Origin of the sequence: Shewanella sp. SM74, from assembly GCF_025653725.1 — a bacterium.
Taxonomy (GTDB): domain Bacteria; phylum Pseudomonadota; class Gammaproteobacteria; order Enterobacterales; family Shewanellaceae; genus Shewanella; species Shewanella oncorhynchi.
In genome coordinates this window covers 129,951-151,488 of record NZ_JAKKRZ010000005.1, presented here as the reverse complement: position 1 = coordinate 151,488, position 21,538 = coordinate 129,951, and the positions used below count along the sequence as shown (strand labels likewise).

Sequence of the window (21,538 nt, the reverse complement as noted above, 5' to 3'; positions counted from 1 at the left end):
CTAAAATAGCCGTTCATAGTCGATAAAATAATGATTTATAAATGAGTGTGCTAATTAGACGCCTGTGCCTAACAACTGCAGTTTCTTGCATGAGTTGGTTGTTGGTCGCGTGTGGTCCCCAACGACTCCCTTCTGGTTTGGTGTATTGCTCCGAAGGGAACCCTGAGTCTTTTAATCCACAATTGGTGACATCTGGCACGACAATCGATGCCACCTCGCATCAAATTTATAGTCGCCTAGTGGATTATGACACCCAGTCAGGCAAGCTTGTCCCTGCCTTGGCGACGAGTTGGGCCATGTCTGATGATGGCTTAAGCTATCGCTTCACTCTCAGGGAAAACGTGCAGTTCCAGCATTCAAAGCGTTTTTACCCAACTCGCCCCTTTAATGCCGACGATGTGTTGTTCTCCTTTAATCGTATTATCGATACCCAGCATCCTTATCATTTTGTCTCCCGCACGGGTTATCCCTTCTTCCAAAGTATTGGCTTTTCTCAGCAAGTTAAAGGGATAGAGAAGATAAACGATCATGAAGTGGTCTTTTACTTAACCCGCAAAGACGCTTCTTTTCTGTCGAATTTAGCCACCGACTTTGCGGTGATCTTATCAAACGAATACGCGCAGCAGCAGTTAGCTTTAGGTCATCCTGAAAACGTCGACCACTTTGCCATTGGTACAGGACCGTTCACCTTAGTGCAATACGCTAAAAACGAATATATCCGCTATCGCCGTAATCCCGATTTTTGGGGAGAGCCAGCAAAAATTGATATGTTGGTATTTGATATCACGCCCAAAAGTACAGTTAGGCTCGCTAAGCTTATCGCAGGGGATTGCAGCGTTTCTGCGCTGCCCAAAGCAGGTGAACTGCCTGTTATCAAACAGCATCAAGAATTAAACATCGAATCACAACCAGGGCTTAACGTAGCATTTTGGGCCTTTAATACGCAAAAGCCACCGTTAGATGATGTTCGCGTACGTCGCGCACTTGCCTATGCTGTTGATAAACAAAATATCCTGCGAGCGGTTTATCAAAATACTGCCATTGAAGCCACGGGCGTTCTACCTCCGGCATCATGGGCCTACGAAAATAACAAAGGACTTGTCGATTACAATCCGCAAAAAGCACGCGACCTATTAAAAGAAGCTGGTATAAAAAATCTCAGCATCAATATTTGGGCCATACCAGTTGCCCGCGCTTATAACCCCAATTCGTTGAAAACGGCCGAATTAATTCAATCCGATCTAGCTAACATCGGCGTAAAAGTGAATATCGTCAGTTACGATTGGAGCGTATTTAATCAGAGACTGAGCCGCGACGACTATGATTCTGTGCTGATTGGCTGGAATGCTGATAACAGCGATCCCGATAACTTTTTTAATCCGCTGCTGAGCTGCGCAGCAATGCAATCAAACAACAATCGTTCTCGCTGGTGTAACCCTGAGTTTGATGCCATCTTAAACAGCGCAAGGGAAGTATCAGATCAAGCGGAACGTAAAGTGATTTATCAACAAGCAGAAGCCTTTTTAGCTGAACAAGTACCTATGCTGAGTCTGGCCCATGCCAAACGTGTGGCATTAACTCGCAGTGATATCAAGGATATGCAGCTTACGCCTTTTGGTGGGATTTCCTTCACCCATACTAGCCAAGCACCACAGGAGGCGAATTAATGTTTACATACCTACTGCGTCGCCTCAATCTGTTCCTCGCCACCTCTTTAGTGATGATTGGTGTATTATTTTACGCTACAGGCTTGTTTCCGGTTGAGCGCACCTATGCACTCACTGGCATACATACACCGACGGCAAGCCAACTGGTTCAAATAGAACAGGACTACAAATTAGATAAAAACCAAGCGTGGCAATTTATCGCTTACTTACAACAAAGGCTTAGCGGTAATTTAGGGATTTCAGTCACGTCACATCAAGAAGTCGCCGAAGAACTCAGTGCCGTCCTACCCGCCTCCTTCGAACTTGCTGTGATGGCGGGCATTATCGCAATTTGCTTGGGCGTGCCCTTGGGCGTGCTCGCCTCCCAGAGTCAACATAAGCTCACCCAAAATACCATTATGGCGATTACCCTAACGGGCTACTCTGTACCCGTATTCTGGTTAGGTCTGTATCTTTCGCTTTGGTTTGGCGTCGATCTTGGTTGGTTACCAATTTCGGGACAAATCAATTTGCTCTATGAAATCAAGCCCGTCACTGACTTTATGCTAGTGGATACCTTGTTGTCAGAGTCTGAATACGGCATGTCGGCATTTAAAGATGCCCTGCTGCATATCATTTTGCCTGCCACAACACTGGCCGTGTTACCTTTTACTGTAGTGGTTCGTAGCACCCGTTCGGCAATGGTGAATGTGATGAATCAAACCTTTATCCGCGCCGCCGAAGCCAGAGGCATGCATACTGGCACGATTATACTGCGCCACGCCCTGCCCAATGCGCTGATCCCCGTACTTAAACATTTAGGGCTAATGCTTGGCTCATTTGCCAGTTATGCCATAGTGGTTGAAATGATTTTCTCTTGGCCTGGTGTAGGATCTTGGCTGGTTTCAGGGATTTACCAACGGGACTATACTGTTATCCAAGGTGGGATTTTGGCCGTGGCCCTATTGATTATCTTCCTAAGTATCTTGATTGAAGTGCTGCACACAGCCTTTAATCCACTGAGCAGAAAAGACCTTTATGCCACCAGTTAAAATTTATCAAGAAGATCAAATTGCCTCCCCGACTATGCGGGTTTGGCTTAACTTTTCGGCTAATCCTTTCGCCTTAGCGGGTCTGTGGACGATTGCATTTCTGCTCTTGCTAACCCTGTTTGGCCCTATGATTGCGCCCTTCCCACCAGAGGCACAAGATCCAAGAGCCTTGCTGCTGCCACCCTCTTGGGACCCTTCAGGCACAGTGGCACACTTTTTAGGGACTGACGATCTCGGCCGCGATATTTTTAGCCGATTATTACACGGCGCGCACTTGACCTTTGGCATGGCGCTGCTGATCGTCGTTACCGCATTATTCACAGGCTTTATCATAGGGTCGTTGTCGGGCATGATGCGGGGCTTAAAATCCAGTATTCTCGGTCATTTGCTCGATGCGCTGTTATCGATTCCTTCATTATTAATGGCCATTTTAGTGGTCGCTGTAATGGGACCAGGGCTTGAAAATGTGTTCTGGGCGGTCGGGATTGCCTTAACCCCACAATTTGTACGCTCCATACACCAGTCAGTGCATGAAGAATTACAAAAAGAATATGTCACAGCCGCACGTTTAGACGGCGCTAACTCGATGCAAATTTTTTGGTATGTCATTATGCCAAACGTGTGGGAAGTGGTGATTATTCAAACCACACTTGCCATTTCAGCTGCTATTTTAGATATCGCTGCCCTGGGTTTTTTAAGCTTGGGCGCACAGGCCCCGAGTCCAGAATGGGGCGCAATGGTCGCCCAAGGGATGGATAATTTACTAACTGCACCTTGGGCCGTAACTATCCCAGGCTTAGCGATTCTTTTCAGTGTGCTTTCCATTAACTTGGTTGGCGATGGCCTACGGTCGGCGCTTGCGCCCATCAGAAACTAACTTATGCCCTTACTCGACGTACGAAATCTAACGATTGAACTCGATACGCCCCACGGTAGAGTGCGGGCGCTAGAAAAAGTCAGCTTAACACTCAATGCGGGCGAAATTCATGGGCTAGTGGGCGAATCTGGCTCAGGACGAAGTTTGTTAGCAAGAGCGATTTTAGGCATCCCCGGCCCCAACTGGACTATTACTGCAGACCGCATGATGTGGGATGGCAATAACTTGATGGCCATGAGCTCAAAAGAGCGCCGTAATCTGATGGGGTCAGACATGGCGATGATCTTCCAAGATCCGTCTGGCAGCTTAGATCCAGAACAAACCGTCGGCAGTCAGTTAATGCAAGCTATGCCTAAAAATCCCAACGCCTATTTTTGGCAACGGCGCAGGCATGCACGACTTACAGCACAGAAATGGCTGCATAAAGTCGGGATCAAGAATCCGCGGCAGGTGATGTCTAGCTACGCATGGGAATTATCCGAAGGCGAATGCCAAAAGGTGATGATTGCGATGGCGGTTGCTAACCAGCCTCGCCTCTTAATTGCAGACGAACCCACAAGCTCGATGGAGCTCAGCACTCAGGCGCAAATTTTCAGATTATTATCCCAATTAAATCAATTACAAAACGTATCGATTCTATTGATCAGCCACGAGCTGGAAACCTTAGCCCAATGGTGCGATCACTTATCCGTGCTCTATTGCGGTCAAGTCATGGAATCTGGGCCGACGGACGAAGTTATTAAGCAGCCTTATCATCCTTACACTAAGGCGTTACTCGAAAATATGCCCGACTATTCAGGCTCAGGTGGTCACAAGGCGATTATGCCTACCCTACCGGGTTCTGCGCCCGCCTTACAGCATTTGCCTATTGGTTGTCGTTTAGGGCCACGCTGCCCTGAAGCACAAAAAAAATGCGTTAATCAGCCAAATTTGAGTCATATCAAAGACCGCTATTTTGCCTGTCATTTCCCTTATCACGGCGAAACCCATAATGACGACCCCACTGCTTAAAGTTAATGACCTTTATAAAAGATATGATACTGGTTATAAGGGCTTTTCCCGCCAATATAACGATGCATTAGCGCCCGTATCCTTTGAACTCGAACGCGGTGAAACCTTAGCGATAGTGGGTGAGGCGGGTTCAGGTAAAAGTACCCTCGCCCGCATTTTAGTCGGTGCAGAGCCCCGCAGCGGTGGTGAGATTTTTTTCGAAGGTGAAGCCTTAGACAGCCGCAATGTGAAGCAAAGATGCCGCTTAATTCGGATGATTTTCCAAGATCCGAATACTTCACTGAACCCGCGCCTAACGATTGGTCAATTGCTCGATGAGCCGCTGCGTTTCAACACCCAAATGACTTCGCAATCGCGGCACACCCAAGTGGTCGATACCTTACGAAAAGTAGGTTTATTACCCGAGCACGCGGAGTTTTATCCGCACATGATTTCCGAAGGGCAAAAACAACGAGTCGCAGTAGCACGTGCCTTAATGCTTAATCCTAAAATTATCATTGCCGATGAAGCATTAACCGCTCTGGACCTTTCGGTGCGCTCGCAAATTCTTAATTTGCTGTTAAAACTGCAAAAAGATCTCGGCTTGTCTTATATCTTCGTGTCCCATAATCTCAATATTATTCGCCATGTCAGCGATAAAATCATGGTACTGCACAAAGGTGTAATGGTTGAAAAAGCTGATACAGAACAAATATTTAACTCACCAAAACATGAATACACCCAGAGGTTGGTCCAAGAGCAGAGTCTGTTTGTTCACAAACGCTAAACTGCTCCAACCACTTAAATAATCAGGTGAATTGGCTAAAAATAGGTGCCATTTACCCGCCGAAATATTTATCCTATTGGTCATTTTGATAGAAGAAGCTTAAACATGATTATCAAACCAAAAATTCGTGGATTCATTTGTACCACTACACACCCTGTCGGTTGTGAAGTAAACGTTCAAGAACAAATCACCTTAACTAAAGCAAAAGGCAAGATCGCTAACGGCCCGAAAAAGGTATTAGTGGTCGGTTCATCAAGTGGTTATGGTCTGTCTTCACGTATCGCAGCCGCTTTTGGTAGCGATGCTGCAACGATTGGCGTGTTCTTCGAAAAGCCTGGTACTGAAGCGAAACCAGGTACTGCAGGTTGGTACAACTCTGCCGCTTTCGACAAATTTGCTAAAGCGGAAGGTTTATATTCTAAAAGCATTAACGGCGATGCCTTTAGCCATGAAGCTAAACAAAAAGTCATCGAGCTTATCAAGCAAGATCTCGGTGAAATTGACATGGTTGTTTACTCACTGGCATCACCAGTGCGCAAACTCCCAGATTCAGGTGAGCTTATCCGATCAGCTTTAAAACCCATTGGCGAAACTTACACAGCAACTGCCGTTGATACCAATAAAGACTGCATCATTGAAGCCACCGTTGAGCCAGCAACTGAGCAAGAAATTGCCGATACTGTCACCGTTATGGGCGGCGAAGATTGGGAACTGTGGATCAAAGCCTTATCTGAAGCCGGTGTATTAGCCGATAACTGCAAAACCGTAGCCTATAGCTATATAGGTACAGAACTGACATGGCCAATTTACTGGCACGGCGCCCTTGGCAAGGCCAAGATGGATCTGGACCGCGCTGCAAAAGCGTTAAATGAACAACTGTCAGCCACTGGCGGCAGCGCAAATGTTGCAGTGCTAAAGAGCGTTGTGACTCAAGCGAGTTCGGCCATTCCTGTCATGCCTTTATATATCGCTATGGTATTCAAGAAAATGCGTCAGGAAGGTCTCCATGAAGGTTGTATGGAGCAAATCTATCGCTTATTCAGTGAGCGCCTATTCCGTGCCGATGGTGCAAAACCTGAGACCGACAGTGATAATCGCTTACGTTTAGATGACTGGGAACTGCGTGAAGATATTCAGCAACACTGCCGTAATTTGTGGCCACAAGTGACCACAGAAAACTTATCAGAATTGACTGATTACCGTGAATACAAAGCTGAATTTATTAAGTTATTTGGTTTTGGTATCGAAGACATTGATTACGATGCCGACGTTAACCCATACGTTGAATTTGACGTTATCGAACTCTAATCAACTCGATAGCGAATCACTGCTTATCACAAACGTTAAACGCCACTTTTTAGTGGCGTTTTTATTTATAACTCCCAGATTAAGATGCGCTACACTAGCTGCAGTTGACCCCTAATAATCCCTCAATAAGGAAAATCAATGAAAATTAGCGCAAGAAACACCCTCAGCGGTACAATCAAATCCATAGAAATGGGCGCTGTAAACAATGAAGTGACAATAGAACTTGCACCCGGTGTCGTACTGACCTCTGTGGTGACTAAAGCTTCCTGTGAGCGCCTAGGGCTCAAAGTGGGTGATTCGGCTTATGCCCTCATCAAAGCCAGCAGCGTAATGATTGGCGTTGATGATTAACCATTCAATTCAGTAACGTGGCGATTGAAGTAATGGAATATGGAGTCTGACAGTGTTGCTATAGCGGATATCCTTCGAACTTCATTGGTAAACTTTATCGAATTAAAAAACAAAAAGGCCAAGTGAACTCACTTGGCCTTTTCTATTTAATCAGTCGGATAGCAAATTTAATTCACTATCCTCACTGAAATTATTCTTCTACAGGGTAAAGCACCTTGGCATTGGCTTTAAGCGAATCGATCAAGCCACGGTAGTCTGCTTCACTGTATTGTGCGTTCAGACGTTGTTTAAGTGCATTAACTAGCTCATCACTCACGCCTTCTGCAGCGTTGACTTTATCCAGTGCAACCACAGCATAACCGTTTGCTAAACCAACGGTATCGACAACAGGAGTTGTACTTGGTGTTGGCATTTGGAACGCTTTGCCTACAATCGCAGCATCAACATCTTGCGCGCCACGGCCTAGTTTCGCTTTAGACACTAAACCAAGATCAGTTGCACCCGCTTTAACTTGTGCCATCAGTTCCTGTGCTTTTGCACGGGCGGCTTCGTTTGCTTGATCTTGCTTCAAGCGCTCAGTGATGTTGGCTTTCACTTCAGCTAAGGCCAAAGTACCCGCATCGTGATGTTCTTTCACTCGGATAACAACCACATGGTTAGGTTCAAGCTCAATCACTTCACTGTTTAAACCTTTCAGCATCACAGTTTCAGAGAAGGCTGCTTTAACTAAGTCAGGCTTGTTTAGCTCAGCTGGTGCGTTATCGCGAGAAAACAGTGCTGTAGTCTTAACATCAACGCCAACAGCTTTTGAGGTTTCAGATAGTGTATCTGGCACTTCATAGCTGGTATCCGCTAATTTACTTTGTAAGCTATAGAACTGGTCAACCGCTTTCTTATCTTGCAATTGAGCCACTATCTTAGCTTTCACATCAGCAAACGGTACAGTCGCGCCAGATTGCACATCTAATAGTTTGATAATGTGGAAACCAAAGTCTGTTTTAACCACCGCAGAATGTTGGCCTTTATTTAATGCAAATAAAGCGGCATCAAATGCGGGGTCCATTACACCAGGTTCAAACCAATCCAGTTTACCGCCCTGCTCTGCACTCAAAGTATCATCAGAGTTAGCTTTAGCCAGATCAGCAAAATCGGCACCGCTATCTAATTGCTTAGCGAGATCTTCAGCCTTGGCTTTTGCTGCCGCTTCATCGTTACCTGGCATAACCAAAATATGCGCGGCAAGACGCTTCTCGTTAGAAACATATTGTGCTTTATGTTCTTCGTAATACGTTTGTGCTTCTTCATCAGAAACTGGATTATTTTTAGCAAAATCAGCAGCATTCAGTTCAACATATTCTAAGCTCACCATCTCTGGGCTCATAAACTGCCCTTGGTTTGCGTCATAATAGTTTTTCACTTGCTCGTCAGTCACAACCGCTGTCGCTAAGAATGGTGCAGAATCGACAATAACATAGCGCACATCACGGGTTTGGCCTTGTAACTCAGCCAATTGCTTAGCTTCGCCAGGTAACACGAATTCAGTACCCACAAGGGCTGCAGTTAACTGACGACGGGTCATATCGACACGCATCATGTCTCTGAAAGTCTGTGGCTGATAACCTAACTGACGCAGAATCGCCTGATAACGATCGTTATCAAATTTGCCATCAGTTTGAAATGCCGGTTCAGCTCTCATTGCAGCAACAATTTGCTCATCAGATACACGTAGACCCATAGCCTTAGCAGCTTGATCTATCAACTTGTCAGCCACTAAGCGTTCTAATACGCTCTGCTTAATGCTTTGTAAGTATTTTTCGTCAGCAGATAACGCAGCAAACATTTCACCTAGCTGTTGCTCCATGCGAGAGCGCTCGCTCTGGTACGCCTGCTCTAGCTCGGCTTTAGTGATCTTGTCACCGTTCACTTCTGCCGCAGGCACATCAGTTGTTGAACCTAAGTAACTACTGACTCCTGCAAATGCAAAAGATAAAATCACAAGTACGAGAATGCCTTTAGCAATCACGCCTTGCGAACCATCGCGGATCTTTTCTAACATCAGATTTCTCGCTTGTTGCGATTAACAAAATAAAAAGGCGCATCAGGTTGAGATGCGCCTTTCTGTAATTTATGGGGAATATTCAGACGCTACCACTGGTAAATTCTAAAACCCCGAGTAATGGTAGAAATTAAGCTTCATATTCCATTACTTTCAATTCGTAAAAAGCACTGATAAACAGTGCTTGTCATTACGAACGCCTTACAAAGGCTACGATATTAATGATTAATTAACAGCGTCTTTCAGTGCTTTACCAGCTTTGAATGCAGGAATTTTAGCTGCTGCGATTTTGATTTCTTCACCCGTTTGTGGGTTGCGACCAGTACGCTCAGCGCGTTCACGCACTTCAAAAGTACCAAAACCAACAAGAGAAATTTTATCACCTTCTTTCAGACCTTCGGTCACAGCAGCGATAAAAGAATCCAGTGCTCGGCCAGCAGCGGCTTTAGAAATGTCAGCACCAGATGCGATTTTCTCGATTAGTTCAGATTTGTTCATGTCATCCCCTTGAATGTAATTTTTTTGCGCCGCAACCAAATCCGTCTCTAGAGCGGTCTGCGGAGGCTTTTATAACAAGCTTGAATTCAAAGTTCAAGCTGAGTTCGAAAACCAAAGAATTAAAACTGGATACAGCTCAAAGCCAGTTGCGCCAAGGGCTTGGAGCAGCTGGCTCTCCACAGACCTAGGCTACCACAGGTCTGCGCTTTGTTAAGCCCCTTTTTTCATTTTTTTTAACGTGATAGCGCAATTTCTTGCGTTATGCCAAGTTTTTAACCACTTCGAAGCCTTCCACTGGTCTTTCTAGGGCCAGTTTTAACACTTCATCGACCCAACGCACGGGACGAATTTCTAAATCGGCAATCACATTGGCAGGAATTTCTTCCAAATCGCGCTCATTTTCTTTTGGAATAAGCACCAATTTTATGCCGCCGCGGTGTGCTGCTAGCAGTTTTTCTTTCAAACCACCGATAGGTAACACTTCACCACGTAAGGTTATTTCACCTGTCATGGCCACATCAGCACGCACGGGGTTACCCGTTAAGCTTGATACTAACGCGGTACACATTGCCGCACCTGCAGATGGACCATCTTTGGGTGTCGCACCTTCTGGCACATGCACGTGGATATCACGCTTCTCGTAGAAATCAGCATTGATACCTAATTGTTCCGCACGGGCGCGAACAACTGTCATCGCTGCTTGAATCGACTCTTGCATCACGTCGCCAAGGGAACCGGTATAGGTTAACTTCCCTTTACCTGGCACTGAGGTTGCTTCAATCGTCAGTAAGTCACCGCCCACTTGAGTCCACGCTAAGCCAGTCACTTGACCGATTTGGTTCTTAGACTCGGCTTTGCCGTAATCAAAGCGCTGCACACCAAGGAAAGACTTAAGATTCTCTTGGTTGACAGTCACAGACTTGACAGACTTATCGAGCAAAATCATTTTCACGACTTTACGGCAAATCTTAGACAATTCACGCTCGAGTGAACGCACACCCGCTTCACGGGTGTAATAACGGATAATGCCAACGATAGCACTATCATCTACTTTAATTTCAGTGGCTTTTAAACCATTGCGCTCAATTTGCTTATTCAGCAAATGTTGCTTAGCAATATTCAGCTTCTCGTCTTCGGTGTAACCCGACAAACGAATGACTTCCATACGGTCAAGAAGTGGCCCAGGAATATCCATAGAGTTTGACGTTGCAACAAACATCACATCGGATAGGTCGTAATCGACTTCGAGGTAATGATCGTTAAAGGTCGCATTTTGCTCAGGATCTAACACTTCTAATAAAGCAGAAGCCGGATCGCCGCGCATATCTGAACTCATCTTGTCGATTTCATCGAGCAAGAATAACGGGTTTTTCACGCCGACTTTAGCCATCTTTTGAATGACTTTACCCGGCATAGACCCAATGTAAGTACGGCGATGACCACGGATTTCCGCTTCATCACGCACGCCACCGAGGGCAACACGCACATACTTACGACCGGTCGCCTTAGCGATCGATTGACCTAGCGAGGTTTTACCCACACCTGGTGGCCCCACTAAACACAGGATTGGCCCTTTAAGCTGACGCACTCGGCTTTGGACTGCCAAATATTCCAAGATACGTTCTTTGACTTTTTCAAGGCCAAAATGATCGGTGTCGAGTACTTCTTGGGCTTTGGCTAAATCACGTTTGATTTTAGAGCGTTGGCTCCAAGGCACAGCCGTCATCCAATCGACATAACTGCGAACAACCGTCGCTTCAGCCGACATTGGTGACATCATGCGTAACTTGTTAAGCTCGGCGAGAGCTTTCTCTTTCGCCTCAGCGGGCATATTAGCCTCTTCAATCTTACGATTTAAGGCTTCAAATTCGTCATGGCCTTCATCTAGGTCACCCAGTTCTTTCTGGATGGCTTTCATCTGTTCGTTCAGATAGTACTCACGCTGACTCTTTTCCATCTGTTTTTTAACGCGAGTCCGGATACGTTTCTCAACCTGTAATAGGTCGATCTCCGATTCCATCATCGCCATTAGATATTCCAGACGTTCGCCGACGTTGACCATCTCAAGCACAGATTGCTTATCTTCAAGCTTAAGTGGCATGTGTGCGGCCATAGTATCGGCCAGACGCGCCGCTTCATCGATACCCGATAAAGAGGTCAAGACTTCTGGCGGGATCTTTTTGTTCAGCTTGATATAACCTTCAAACTGACCAATAGCACTGCGCACTAACACTTCTTCTTCTTTGTCTTCCAGCGGTTCTGATTCCAGATACTCAGCCTTAGCCACAAAAAATTCTGTTTCTTGGGTATAACGGGTAATACGGGCGCGACGACCGCCTTCAACCAGCACTTTGACTGTACCGTCTGGCAGCTTAAGTAACTGTAAAATAGAGGCAACCGTACCCACTTCGAAGATGTCATCCTTTGATGGTTCATCGAGCTCGGCATCACGCTGCGCCACTAAAATAATTTGCTTATCCTGCGCCATTGCCGTTTCGAGACATCGAATAGATTTTTCTCGTCCGACAAATAACGGAATTACCATATGGGGATAGACCACCACATCTCGCAGTGGCAGCACGGGGAGTTCGATATGCGCTTCACGCTCTTGGGTCATAGTTCGATTCCGTTTTGGTGAAATGGATTAATACTGGAGTATATTGGGACGCTTTATGGAGTTTCAATGGCTAATACGAAAAAAGGAGTCCATTGGACTCCTTGTTTTTCAGTTTATTAGCGATCAGTACAATTATTGTTCGCCTGATGCCACTTGGGCCTCATTGTGCTCGTAAATCAAGATTGGGGCAGACTCCCCTTTCACTACTGATTCATCCACAACGGCCTTCACCACACCGTCAACGGATGGGATATCGTACATAGTATCCAGCAGAATACTTTCAACGATGGAGCGTAGGCCACGGGCACCTGTCTTGCGAGACATGGCTTTGTGAGCAATCGCTTTAAGCGCATCTTCGCGGAACTCAAGCTCAACCCCTTCCATCTCAAATAACGCACTGTATTGCTTAGTTAGGGCATTTTTAGGTTGAGATAGAATTTGTACTAAAGCTTCTTCATCCAGCTCAGTCAGAGTCGCAACCACTGGTAGACGACCAATAAACTCAGGGATTAAACCGTATTTGACTAAATCGCCAGGCTCTACTTGCGATAAGGTTTCAGAGATCGTCGCTTTCTCTTTCTCGCCTTTCACCTGTGCACCAAAACCAATCCCCGAGCCAACGTGCGCACGTTGCTCAATCACTTTCTCAAGCCCAGCAAACGCACCACCACAGATAAACAGGATCTTAGAAGTATCGACTTGTAAGAATTCTTGCTGTGGATGCTTACGGCCACCTTGTGGTGGAACCGCGGCAACAGTACCTTCAATCAGCTTAAGCAGCGCTTGCTGTACACCCTCACCCGATACGTCACGGGTGATTGATGGATTGTCTGACTTACGGCTAATTTTATCGATTTCATCGATATAAACGATACCACGCTGCGCTTTCTCAACATCGTAGTCGCACTTTTGCAGCAACTTTTGAATGATGTTTTCAACGTCTTCACCCACATAACCCGCTTCAGTCAGCGTAGTAGCATCTGCCATTGTGAAAGGCACATTGAGTGAGCGCGCAAGGGTTTCAGCCAGTAGGGTTTTACCGCTACCCGTTGGACCGATAAGCAAAATATTACTCTTACCCAGCTCGATACCATCTTTAGGCGATGCATTTTTTAAACGCTTATAGTGGTTATACACTGCCACAGAAAGCACTTTTTTCGCTCTGTCTTGGCCAATAACATAATCGTCTAAATGTGCACGCAACTCATGTGGTGTCGGTAATTTATCGCTATCACGCTTTGGAGAGATTTCTTTAATCTCTTCGCGAATGATGTCGTTACATAACTCAACACATTCGTCGCATACATACACTGATGGGCCAGCAATGAGTTTTCTGACTTCATGCTGGCTCTTTCCGCAAAAAGAGCAGTACAGCAATTTACCGCTGTCACCATTATTTTTGTTGTCGCCCATTAATTACCTCATTTGCAGTCTGCTCTACTGCCTGTCTTAAATTTGCTTAACTTTTACAAAGCATAGCTCAGTCAAAAGCAAAAATCAGCCGCGTTTCGTCATCACAGAGTCAACTAAGCCATATTCGACGGCTTGAGTTGCACTCATGAAGTTGTCACGATCGGTATCGCGTTCAATCACTTCGAGCGGTTGACCTGTGTGTTCAGCGAGCATTAGGTTAAGCTTATTTTTAATGCCTAAGATTTCTTTGGCATGAATAGCAATATCTGATGCTTGACCTTGGAAACCACCCAGCGGTTGATGGATCATCACGCGAGAGTTTGGTAAACAGTGACGCTTACCCTTCTCACCACCGGCTAACAAGAAAGCGCCCATACTAGCGGCTTGGCCAATACAGACAGTGCTAACATTCGGTTTGATAAACTGCATGGTATCATAAATCGCCATGCCTGCGGTGACAGAGCCACCTGGGGAGTTAATGTATAAAAAGATATCTTTATCTGGGCTTTCTGATTCTAAGAATAATAATTGCGCCACGATAAGGTTTGCCATGTGTTCTTCAACTTGACCTACCAAAAAGATAATCCGCTCTTTCAACAAACGAGAATAAATATCGTATGAGCGTTCACCCTTAGCAGTCTGTTCGATCACCATAGGCACTAAAGCACTTTGTATGTCTGACGCATTATGCATTATTCACTTCCCTAAATAAAAATGGCTCGCATGAGGAGCCTCATACGAGCCATTATAAATGGCGAACAGCTAATCAAGTCAAGCTTAGCTTATGCGCGACCGGTAGCCTTGTTCATAAATTCTTCAAAAGCGACTTGTTTTTCGGTCACTTTGGCAGATTTCAACAGTGCTTCAACCGCTTGCTCTTCTAAAGCAACGTTGCGCATGTTTTGCATCAGCTCTTTGTTGCTGTTGTAATAAGCAACTACTTCACTTGGATCTTCGTAGGCTGAAGCCATAGAAGCGATCAAGCCTTGTACGCGTTCATCTTCCGCTTTCAGTTCGTTAGTCTTGATGACTTCGCCTAATAGCAGACCGATTTTAACACGACGTGCAGCTTGTTCAGTGAACAATTCAGCTGGCAGTTCTGGCATGTTAGCCGATTGGCCGCCAAAACGTTGCATGGCTTGTTGACGCAAAACGTTAACTTCGCCATCGATCAATGCTTTTGGCAAAGTGATATCGTTGTTAGCTAACAGACCATTGATCACTTGCTCTTTCACGTTAGCTTTTAACGCTTGCTCAAGTTCACGGTTCATGTTTTTACGGATTTCAGTTTTAAGGGCTTCTAAGCCACCTTCGCTGATACCAAACAGAGCAGCAAACTCATCGTTTACTTCTGGCAGGTTAGCCGCTTGCACTTCTGTCAGCGTAATCGCAAACTTAGCCGCTTTACCTTTCAGGTTTTCAGCGTGATATTCTTCAGGGAAGTTCACGTCGATAACAAATTCTTCGCCCGCTTTGTGACCTAAAATACCCGTTTCAAAACCAGGGATCATACGGCCGCTACCTAATTGCAGTTCGAAATCATCAGCTTTGCCGCCTTCAAATTCTTCACCGTCAACTGAGCCAACAAAGTTCATTTTCACTTTGTCGCCATCAGCAGCTTCACGCTCAACAGCAGCGAAAGTCGCGTGTTGTTTACGTAAGGTTTCAATCATAGTGTCAACGTCAGCGTCAGTCACTTCAGCTTTTGGTTGTTCTACTTCGATTGCATCTAAGCCTTTCAGCTCAACTTCTGGATAGATTTCAAAGGTAGCGATAAATTCGAATTTTTCGCCATCAGTAGAACCAGGAACAAAAGTCGGTGCACCCGCTGGGTTTAACTTCTCAGCAATAATTGCTTCGATGAAGTTACGTTGCATCACTTCACCCATGATGTCTTGACGAATCGCTGCGCCGTAACGTTTGTTTATAACAGTAACAGGCACTTTACCAGGACGGAAACCTGGGATACGAGCACGCTTAGCTTCACGTTGTAAACTGTCTTTAACCAGCTTTTCAATTTGTTCAGCAGGAACAGAAATGGTCAGGCGACGCTCTAGGCCTTGGGTTGCTTCAACAGAAACTTGCATTGTTTTACCTCGAAATTTGTCTAACGTCCTTTGTAATAGCCGATTCATCAACTATTCAGGTATTCGTTTCTTGATCATTAAATTTGACTACAATGCCCACCACAACTGGTTTTAGGCACAGGTCGCTCATAGTTGATATCTATCAAGACGCGACATTATAGCCACCGTTTTCTGCAGAGTCGAGCCTCAACAGCCGAATCTGGGGTATAAAAAAAGCGACACAAGGTCGCTTTATTTAATTTGTACTCAAAGTACTAAAAATGGGGTGACTGATGGGGCTCGAACCCACGACAACCGGAATCACAATCCGGGACTCTACCAACTGAGCTACAATCACCAATGAAACTGGTACGCCCGGCAGGATTCGAACCTGCGACCACCCGCTTAGAAGGCGGGTGCTCTATCCAACTGAGCTACGGGCGCATGGTTTACAGAATTTTCTGTATCCTAACCGATTTGGAAAGCATTTATGCTAACCCTATCATTTGCCTATTTTAGTTCAAATTATTTTGAATTCATCGAAGCAAACGATAATAAAGTGGTCGGTGATAGAGGATTCGAACCTCTGACCCTCTGGTCCCAAACCAGATGCGCTACCGGACTGCGCTAATCACCGAAGGTCTTACATTTTACTTGGTATCAACTCAGAGGGTTTCCTCTGGTCCACTCTCATCCAAAATCTGGATGCACTATCGGACTGCGCTAATCACCGAAGGTCTTGCATGAAAGTTTCAGCGCAAGATGAACACATCTGCCTGAGAACGGAGCGCATCTTATCCCCTCACTTTACACCCGTCAACGATTTTTTTATCGTTCGACTCTAGGTGCTGAATTATCAGGCTAATCTGGTTTTTTTTATCCACTTGGCAACGGCTTTAACCATGACACAGTAGCTGTGCCCTGTTAAAATAGCCACGATTGCCAATCTCTGTGTTAACTACTGTTTTCACCATCGCCCATATAAAGGATATCCTACACCCATGACAGCCCAAATAATCGACGGCAAGGCGATTGCTCAATCCATCCGCACTAAGCTCAGCGAAAAAGTCACCGCCCGCAAAGAGGCTGGACAACGCGTACCGGGTTTAGCCGTAATATTAGTGGGAGCCGATCCGGCATCACAAGTTTATGTTGGTAGTAAACGTAAGGCTTGTGAAGAAGTTGGATTTATTTCTCGTTCATACGATTTAGAAACAAACTGCACTGAAGATGAATTACTCAACCTGATTGATAGTCTTAATGATGATCCGACAATTGATGGCATCTTAGTGCAACTGCCATTACCCGCACATATCGAAGACTCAAAAGTCATCGAGCGTATCCGCCCAGATAAAGACGTCGATGGATTTCACCCGTACAACGTCGGCCGTTTAGCCCAGCGTATTCCGGTGCTGCGCTCTTGTACCCCAATGGGCATAATGACACTCATCAAATCCACTGGCGTTGATACCTATGGTTTAGATGCTGTTGTGGTTGGCGCATCCAATATTGTCGGCCGCCCAATGACCTTAGAGTTGCTGCTGGCTGGCTGCACCACCACTACTTGCCACCGCTTCACTAAGAATCTCGAGCAAAAAATCCGTCAGGCAGATCTCGTGGTCGTTGCTGTGGGTAAACCTGGCTTTATTCCTGGCGAGTGGATCAAGCCCGGCGCTATCGTCATTGACGTAGGCATTAACCGTTTAGATAACGGCACCTTAGTCGGCGATGTGCAATATAACATTGCAGCGCAAAATGCCAGCTTTATCACTCCAGTCCCCGGCGGTGTTGGCCCGATGACGATTGCAAGCCTATTAGAAAACACCTTATATGCTGCCGAGCAGTATCATGACTAGGTTCTAGGTTCTAGGTTCTAGGTTCTAGGTTCTAGGTTCTAGGTTCTAGGTTCTAGGTTCTAGGTTCTAGCAAGCATAAAAAAACCTGCATGATGCAGGTTTTTTATTTACTGAAGATTTTCTTGAATTAAAAATATAGCGAATAAGCTTATTTCTTACGCCAAGTGGTGCCACTTGGACCATCTTCAAGCACAACGCCCAAAATATCTAAACGATTACGCGCCACATCCGCAGCAGCCCAATCCTTTTCGGTACGAGCACGGTTACGCTCAACGATTAAGGCTTCGATTTCGGCCACTTCATCGTCACTACCGCCGCCTTGAAAGAAGGCCTCTGGCTCTTGGCTTAATAGACCTAACACATCCGCTAATTGCTTCAAGGTGACCGCTAACGCAGATGCCTGTGCCATATCGGTCAGTTTTAAACGATTGATCTCACGCACCATGTCAAAAAGGACTGAATAGGCTTCAGGTGTATTAAAGTCATCATCCATCGCCGCTTTAAACTTAGCGACAAACTCTTCTGCAGGCGCCGCAACGACAGTTAAGTCGACATCTTTAATCGCCGTATACAAACGCTCTAAGGCTGAACGCGCTTGTTTCAAGTTATCTTCTGAATAGTTCAGTTGGCTACGATAATGGCCCGATAATAAGAAATAACGCACAGTTTCAGCATCATAGTGACCAAGCACATCTCGAATGGTGAAGAAGTTGCCTAAGGACTTAGACATCTTTTCACGGTCAACCATCACCATGCCAGTGTGCATCCAATAGTTGACGTATGGTGTGTCATGGGCACAGCAAGACTGGGCGATTTCATTCTCATGATGTGGGAACTGTAAGTCAGAGCCGCCGCCATGGATATCAAAATGCAAACCTAAATGTTTGCTGTTCATGGCCGAACATTCGATATGCCAGCCAGGACGACCCGGTCCCCATGGAGATTCCCACGTTGGTTCGCCAGGTTTAGACATTTTCCACAACACAAAATCCATTGGATTTTGCTTGGTTTCGTCCACTTCAACCCGAGCACCGGCTTGCAGTTGATCTAAATTCTGGCCCGATAAACGGCCATAATCAGGATATGAGGCCACGCTGAAAAGCACATCACCATCGCTCGCCACATAGGCATGACCACGGGCGAGTAATAACTCAACCATGTCGATGATTTCAGCAATGTGAAGGGTCGCGCGCGGTTCAAAATCGGGGCGCAACATATTTAAGGCATCGAAGTCTTGGTGCATTTCACCAATAAGACGCTCGGTTAAGGCTTCACAGCTTTCGTTATTCTCGTTAGCGCGCTTGATGATTTTGTCATCAACATCAGTAATATTGCGCTGAAAATTCACTTCATAACCCGCGTAACGCAGGTAGCGCACTATCATGTCGAAGGAAACAAAAGTACGGCCATGACCAATATGACAGAGATCGTATATGGTCACACCACACACGTACATCCCAATTTTCCCGGGATTAATTGGCTTAAATTCCTGTTTTTGGCGGGTAATACTGTTGTAAATCTTCAACATCGATATTCTCTTCAATGATACATTCAGGTGTAAAATCAAGGAGTCAGTCTATCACGGCCTGACAGGTTTTGAATACTGCACTTTGCGCGCAATCCGAGATAAGTTAGAATCGCGCCACTATTTACACTGAGTATGAAAACATGATCACATTACACACTAATTTGGGCGACATTAAACTGCAACTGAACGCTGAGAAAGCGCCGTTAACAGTAGCAAACTTCATGAAATATGTTGACGAAGGTTTCTTCGACGGCACTATCTTCCACCGTGTGATAGACGGTTTCATGATCCAAGGTGGTGGCTTCAACGAAGACATGAGCCAAAAGCGTTGTAACGAGCCAGTGAAGAACGAAGCCAATAACGGTTTATCAAACCGTACTGGTACTGTCGCTATGGCGCGTACTTCAGATCCACATTCAGCTACTGCGCAGTTCTTCATTAACGTGAACGACAACACTTTCCTCGATTTTAAATCAGAAACCTCACAGGGCTGGGGCTACTGCGTATTCGGCGAAATCGTTGAAGGCATGGACATTATCGAAAAAATTAAAGCCGTTAGCACAGGCAACCGTGGTATGCATCAAGATGTGCCATTAGAAGCCATTGTGATTGAAAAAGTCAGCGTCGCGGCATAATACGGCGAATGCGAACTCTATTTATAGGCGATCTGCACCTGAGTGCAGATCGCCTTGATATCACCCAAGCGTTCACTCGCTTTCTCGACACTGAACTCGATGATGCCGACGCCCTTTATATCCTAGGCGATTTGTTTGAAGTCTGGGTTGGTGATGATATTGCCTTGCCTTTTGCCCTCGACATCGCCGAAAAACTCAAGCAAGTATCACAAAAGTTGCCCGTGTATTTTATCCATGGCAACCGTGACTTCATGCTAGGCAAACAATTTGCGCGCGCCGCAGGCATGCAAATTTTACCCGAAGTCACTCGCCTCAATTTATACGGTGTCGACACTGTAATTTTGCACGGCGACAGCTTATGTACTTTAGATAAGGCCTACCAACGCTTTCGAAAACTGCGCAGTTTATCGCTGTCTCGTTGGCTGTATGGTTGTTTATCCAAGAAAACCCGTCAGGGCATTGCTGATAAAATTCGCAGCAAGAGCAAGAACAGCAATAAGCAAAAGAGCTACACTATCATGGATGTAGAGCCCAATGCGGTCGATGTGTTATTTGCCAAGACACACACTAAGCATATGATCCACGGTCATACTCACAGACCGGCCATTCATCAACTTGCCAATGGCTGTAAGCGTATAGTGGTTGGCGATTGGTATGAGCAAGGCAGTGTGCTCAGTGTGAGCGCTGAAGGGATTAATTTACAGTCCTTACCCTTCGACCCGACGATGACCTAAAGGAATAGGCTTAAGTAGGCCTCATTTAGCGTTACTTAAGCTTAAATTTTTAGCTTTAATAGCTTGAAAATACTGTGATTAATGGTTTGTTAGAACCGTTAATCGTTTCAGCTATATGGACTTAACTCTACTCGTTTGGGGAAGCAAAGCCGTTCAAATTAATTTAGTAGAGGCGACCCACTGTGGAAACGAAACTCATCATCCTGCGCCAAAATCAACTCAGCTTCTAACTCGCCAAAGTACTTCACTCGCTCGCTAATATCCTCAGGTGAAACCAACTGAGCTAACGCAAGATAATCTTGATAATGTCGCGCTTCAGAGCGCAGCAGTGACACATAAAACTTACTCAGCTCACCGTCTAAATAAGGCGCGAGTTTAGCGAAGCGCTCGCACGAGCGAGCCTCAATATATGCCCCTACAATCAACTTATCCCGCAAAATATCTTTCTCATGGGTTGTCACATGACTCATCATGCCCTTGGCATAACGACCCGCGCGAATATTGCGGTAATCAATACTGCGCTTGTGCATTAAATCCAATACTTGTTCAAAATGATGAAACTCTTCTTTAATCAAGCGGATTAAAGGTGAAACTAAATTCGCAGCAAACTTAAAGTTGGGCTTAGGTATAAGGTCAGTTACCAACTCATTCTTTTTCACATCACGGGCTAAAAAACTTTCCACATCATGTTCTTGCGAATAAATAAACTCTTCATAGGGTTTAGCCCACGCCAACAGAGCTCGACCACTGTCTTTATCTAACGCATATTTTCGTAGCAAAAAAATCGCTGTCTGAGCGGCTTTTAACTCACAGTTACAATGGTCGATCAGCAACTCATCCAAGGAATCTGATTTTATCGCAACATCAATCCAAGTTTGCGGTGTTTCACAGTGAAGAAATGCGTGGATGGGGGCAAGAAGTTGCAGCATGGACTCACTCAATATCATTCTGAATATCGCACTATTTTACGCATATTTACTCATAAGCTATAGCATTAGGCTTAAGTAAACTTGACGCGCTGAACTTTTTGTTCAATAAATAATCTACACTCTAAAGAACTGAGATCCTGATCACACAGCCTCTCACTTCTCTATGTGTAACCAATCGATGGATAAAGAGACAGG

Annotated in this window: 18 protein-coding genes and 3 tRNA genes; 10 read left to right on the top strand and 11 right to left on the bottom strand. The window is 45.5% G+C overall.

The window, feature by feature from the left end; genetic code table 11:
- Positions 1-41: 41 nt before the first annotated feature.
- From L5M49_RS07515 to L5M49_RS07485, 7 genes are all read left to right on the top strand, one after another.
- Positions 42-1,667, top strand: coding sequence for an ABC transporter substrate-binding protein (locus L5M49_RS07515; RefSeq protein ID WP_028760460.1), 1,626 nt, complete (start codon positions 42-44; stop codon positions 1,665-1,667).
- Positions 1,667-2,698 carry an ABC transporter permease gene (locus L5M49_RS07510; protein WP_263265763.1) on the top strand — a complete coding sequence of 344 codons (1,032 nt, stop codon included), beginning with the start codon at positions 1,667-1,669 and terminating at the stop codon, positions 2,696-2,698. The genes L5M49_RS07515 and L5M49_RS07510 overlap by 1 nt, the downstream gene beginning before the upstream one ends.
- Positions 2,685-3,575: an ABC transporter permease subunit gene (locus L5M49_RS07505; protein ID WP_006081133.1), complete on the top strand. Its 891-nt coding sequence runs from the start codon at positions 2,685-2,687 to the stop codon at positions 3,573-3,575. The genes L5M49_RS07510 and L5M49_RS07505 overlap by 14 nt, the downstream gene beginning before the upstream one ends.
- A 3-nt stretch (positions 3,576-3,578) precedes the next feature.
- Positions 3,579-4,586 carry an oligopeptide/dipeptide ABC transporter ATP-binding protein gene (locus L5M49_RS07500; RefSeq protein ID WP_263265762.1) on the top strand — a complete coding sequence of 336 codons (1,008 nt, stop codon included), beginning with the start codon at positions 3,579-3,581 and terminating at the stop codon, positions 4,584-4,586.
- On the top strand, positions 4,567-5,352 hold the full coding sequence (locus L5M49_RS07495; RefSeq protein ID WP_263265761.1) for an ATP-binding cassette domain-containing protein: 786 nt from the start codon (positions 4,567-4,569) through the stop codon (positions 5,350-5,352). Before L5M49_RS07500 ends, L5M49_RS07495 begins: the two co-directional genes overlap by 20 nt.
- 105 nt (positions 5,353-5,457) lie before the next feature.
- Entirely contained in the window at positions 5,458-6,660 is a 1,203-nt protein-coding gene (gene fabV / locus L5M49_RS07490) for an enoyl-ACP reductase FabV (RefSeq protein WP_263254890.1), read from the top strand.
- A 138-nt stretch (positions 6,661-6,798) separates the two neighbouring features.
- Complete coding sequence (locus L5M49_RS07485) at positions 6,799-7,011, top strand: molybdopterin-binding protein (protein ID WP_006085368.1); 213 nt, start codon at positions 6,799-6,801, stop codon at positions 7,009-7,011.
- Positions 7,012-7,201: 190 nt separating this feature from the next.
- Here the strand turns inward: L5M49_RS07485 and L5M49_RS07480 are convergent, their stop codons facing one another.
- The 9 genes from L5M49_RS07480 to L5M49_RS07440 form a co-directional block, all read right to left on the bottom strand.
- The gene (locus L5M49_RS07480) at positions 7,202-9,067 is read right to left on the bottom strand and encodes a SurA N-terminal domain-containing protein (RefSeq protein WP_263256438.1); all 1,866 of its coding nucleotides are present in this window, start codon (positions 9,065-9,067) and stop codon (positions 7,202-7,204) included.
- 225 nt (positions 9,068-9,292) lie between these two features.
- Entirely contained in the window at positions 9,293-9,565 is a 273-nt protein-coding gene (gene hupB, locus L5M49_RS07475; RefSeq protein WP_006081127.1) for a nucleoid-associated protein HU-beta, read from the bottom strand.
- 259 nt (positions 9,566-9,824) lie between these two features.
- Positions 9,825-12,182 (bottom strand): endopeptidase La, encoded by a 2,358-nt coding sequence (gene lon, locus L5M49_RS07470; protein ID WP_105252934.1) that lies wholly within the window; start codon positions 12,180-12,182, stop codon positions 9,825-9,827.
- A gap of 132 nt (positions 12,183-12,314) precedes the next feature.
- Positions 12,315-13,595 (bottom strand): ATP-dependent protease ATP-binding subunit ClpX, encoded by a 1,281-nt coding sequence (gene clpX, locus L5M49_RS07465; RefSeq protein ID WP_028760467.1) that lies wholly within the window; start codon positions 13,593-13,595, stop codon positions 12,315-12,317.
- An 84-nt stretch (positions 13,596-13,679) separates the two neighbouring features.
- Positions 13,680-14,288, bottom strand: a complete 609-nt coding sequence (clpP, locus tag L5M49_RS07460; protein ID WP_063883148.1) for an ATP-dependent Clp endopeptidase proteolytic subunit ClpP — start codon at positions 14,286-14,288, stop codon at positions 13,680-13,682.
- An 89-nt stretch (positions 14,289-14,377) separates the two neighbouring features.
- Positions 14,378-15,682: a trigger factor gene (gene tig / locus L5M49_RS07455; protein WP_263265760.1), complete on the bottom strand. Its 1,305-nt coding sequence runs from the start codon at positions 15,680-15,682 to the stop codon at positions 14,378-14,380.
- A 261-nt stretch (positions 15,683-15,943) separates the two neighbouring features.
- Positions 15,944-16,019 (bottom strand) — tRNA-His (locus tag L5M49_RS07450).
- A gap of 9 nt (positions 16,020-16,028) precedes the next feature.
- Positions 16,029-16,105 (bottom strand) — tRNA-Arg (locus L5M49_RS07445).
- A gap of 116 nt (positions 16,106-16,221) precedes the next feature.
- Positions 16,222-16,298, bottom strand: a tRNA-Pro gene (locus L5M49_RS07440).
- A 364-nt stretch (positions 16,299-16,662) separates the two neighbouring features.
- Between L5M49_RS07440 and folD the strand changes: the two genes are divergently transcribed.
- A complete protein-coding gene (gene folD / locus L5M49_RS07435; RefSeq protein WP_263265759.1) occupies positions 16,663-17,517 on the top strand; it encodes a bifunctional methylenetetrahydrofolate dehydrogenase/methenyltetrahydrofolate cyclohydrolase FolD in 855 nt (284 codons plus the stop codon).
- A 148-nt stretch (positions 17,518-17,665) separates the two neighbouring features.
- On the opposite strand, the gene cysS is transcribed toward folD, so the two are convergent.
- Entirely contained in the window at positions 17,666-19,045 is a 1,380-nt protein-coding gene (gene cysS, locus L5M49_RS07430) for a cysteine--tRNA ligase (RefSeq protein ID WP_263138180.1), read from the bottom strand.
- Positions 19,046-19,185: 140 nt separating this feature from the next.
- Between cysS and L5M49_RS07425 the strand changes: the two genes are divergently transcribed.
- Positions 19,186-19,680 carry a peptidylprolyl isomerase gene (locus L5M49_RS07425; protein WP_198572192.1) on the top strand — a complete coding sequence of 165 codons (495 nt, stop codon included), beginning with the start codon at positions 19,186-19,188 and terminating at the stop codon, positions 19,678-19,680.
- Positions 19,681-19,688: 8 nt separating this feature from the next.
- Positions 19,689-20,414, top strand: coding sequence for a UDP-2,3-diacylglucosamine diphosphatase (locus L5M49_RS07420; RefSeq protein ID WP_198572191.1), 726 nt, complete (start codon positions 19,689-19,691; stop codon positions 20,412-20,414).
- 158 nt (positions 20,415-20,572) lie between these two features.
- Here L5M49_RS07420 and miaE read toward each other — a convergent pair whose 3' ends face one another.
- Positions 20,573-21,343 (bottom strand): tRNA isopentenyl-2-thiomethyl-A-37 hydroxylase MiaE, encoded by a 771-nt coding sequence (gene miaE / locus L5M49_RS07415; protein ID WP_028760473.1) that lies wholly within the window; start codon positions 21,341-21,343, stop codon positions 20,573-20,575.
- Positions 21,344-21,538 lie beyond the last annotated feature (195 nt).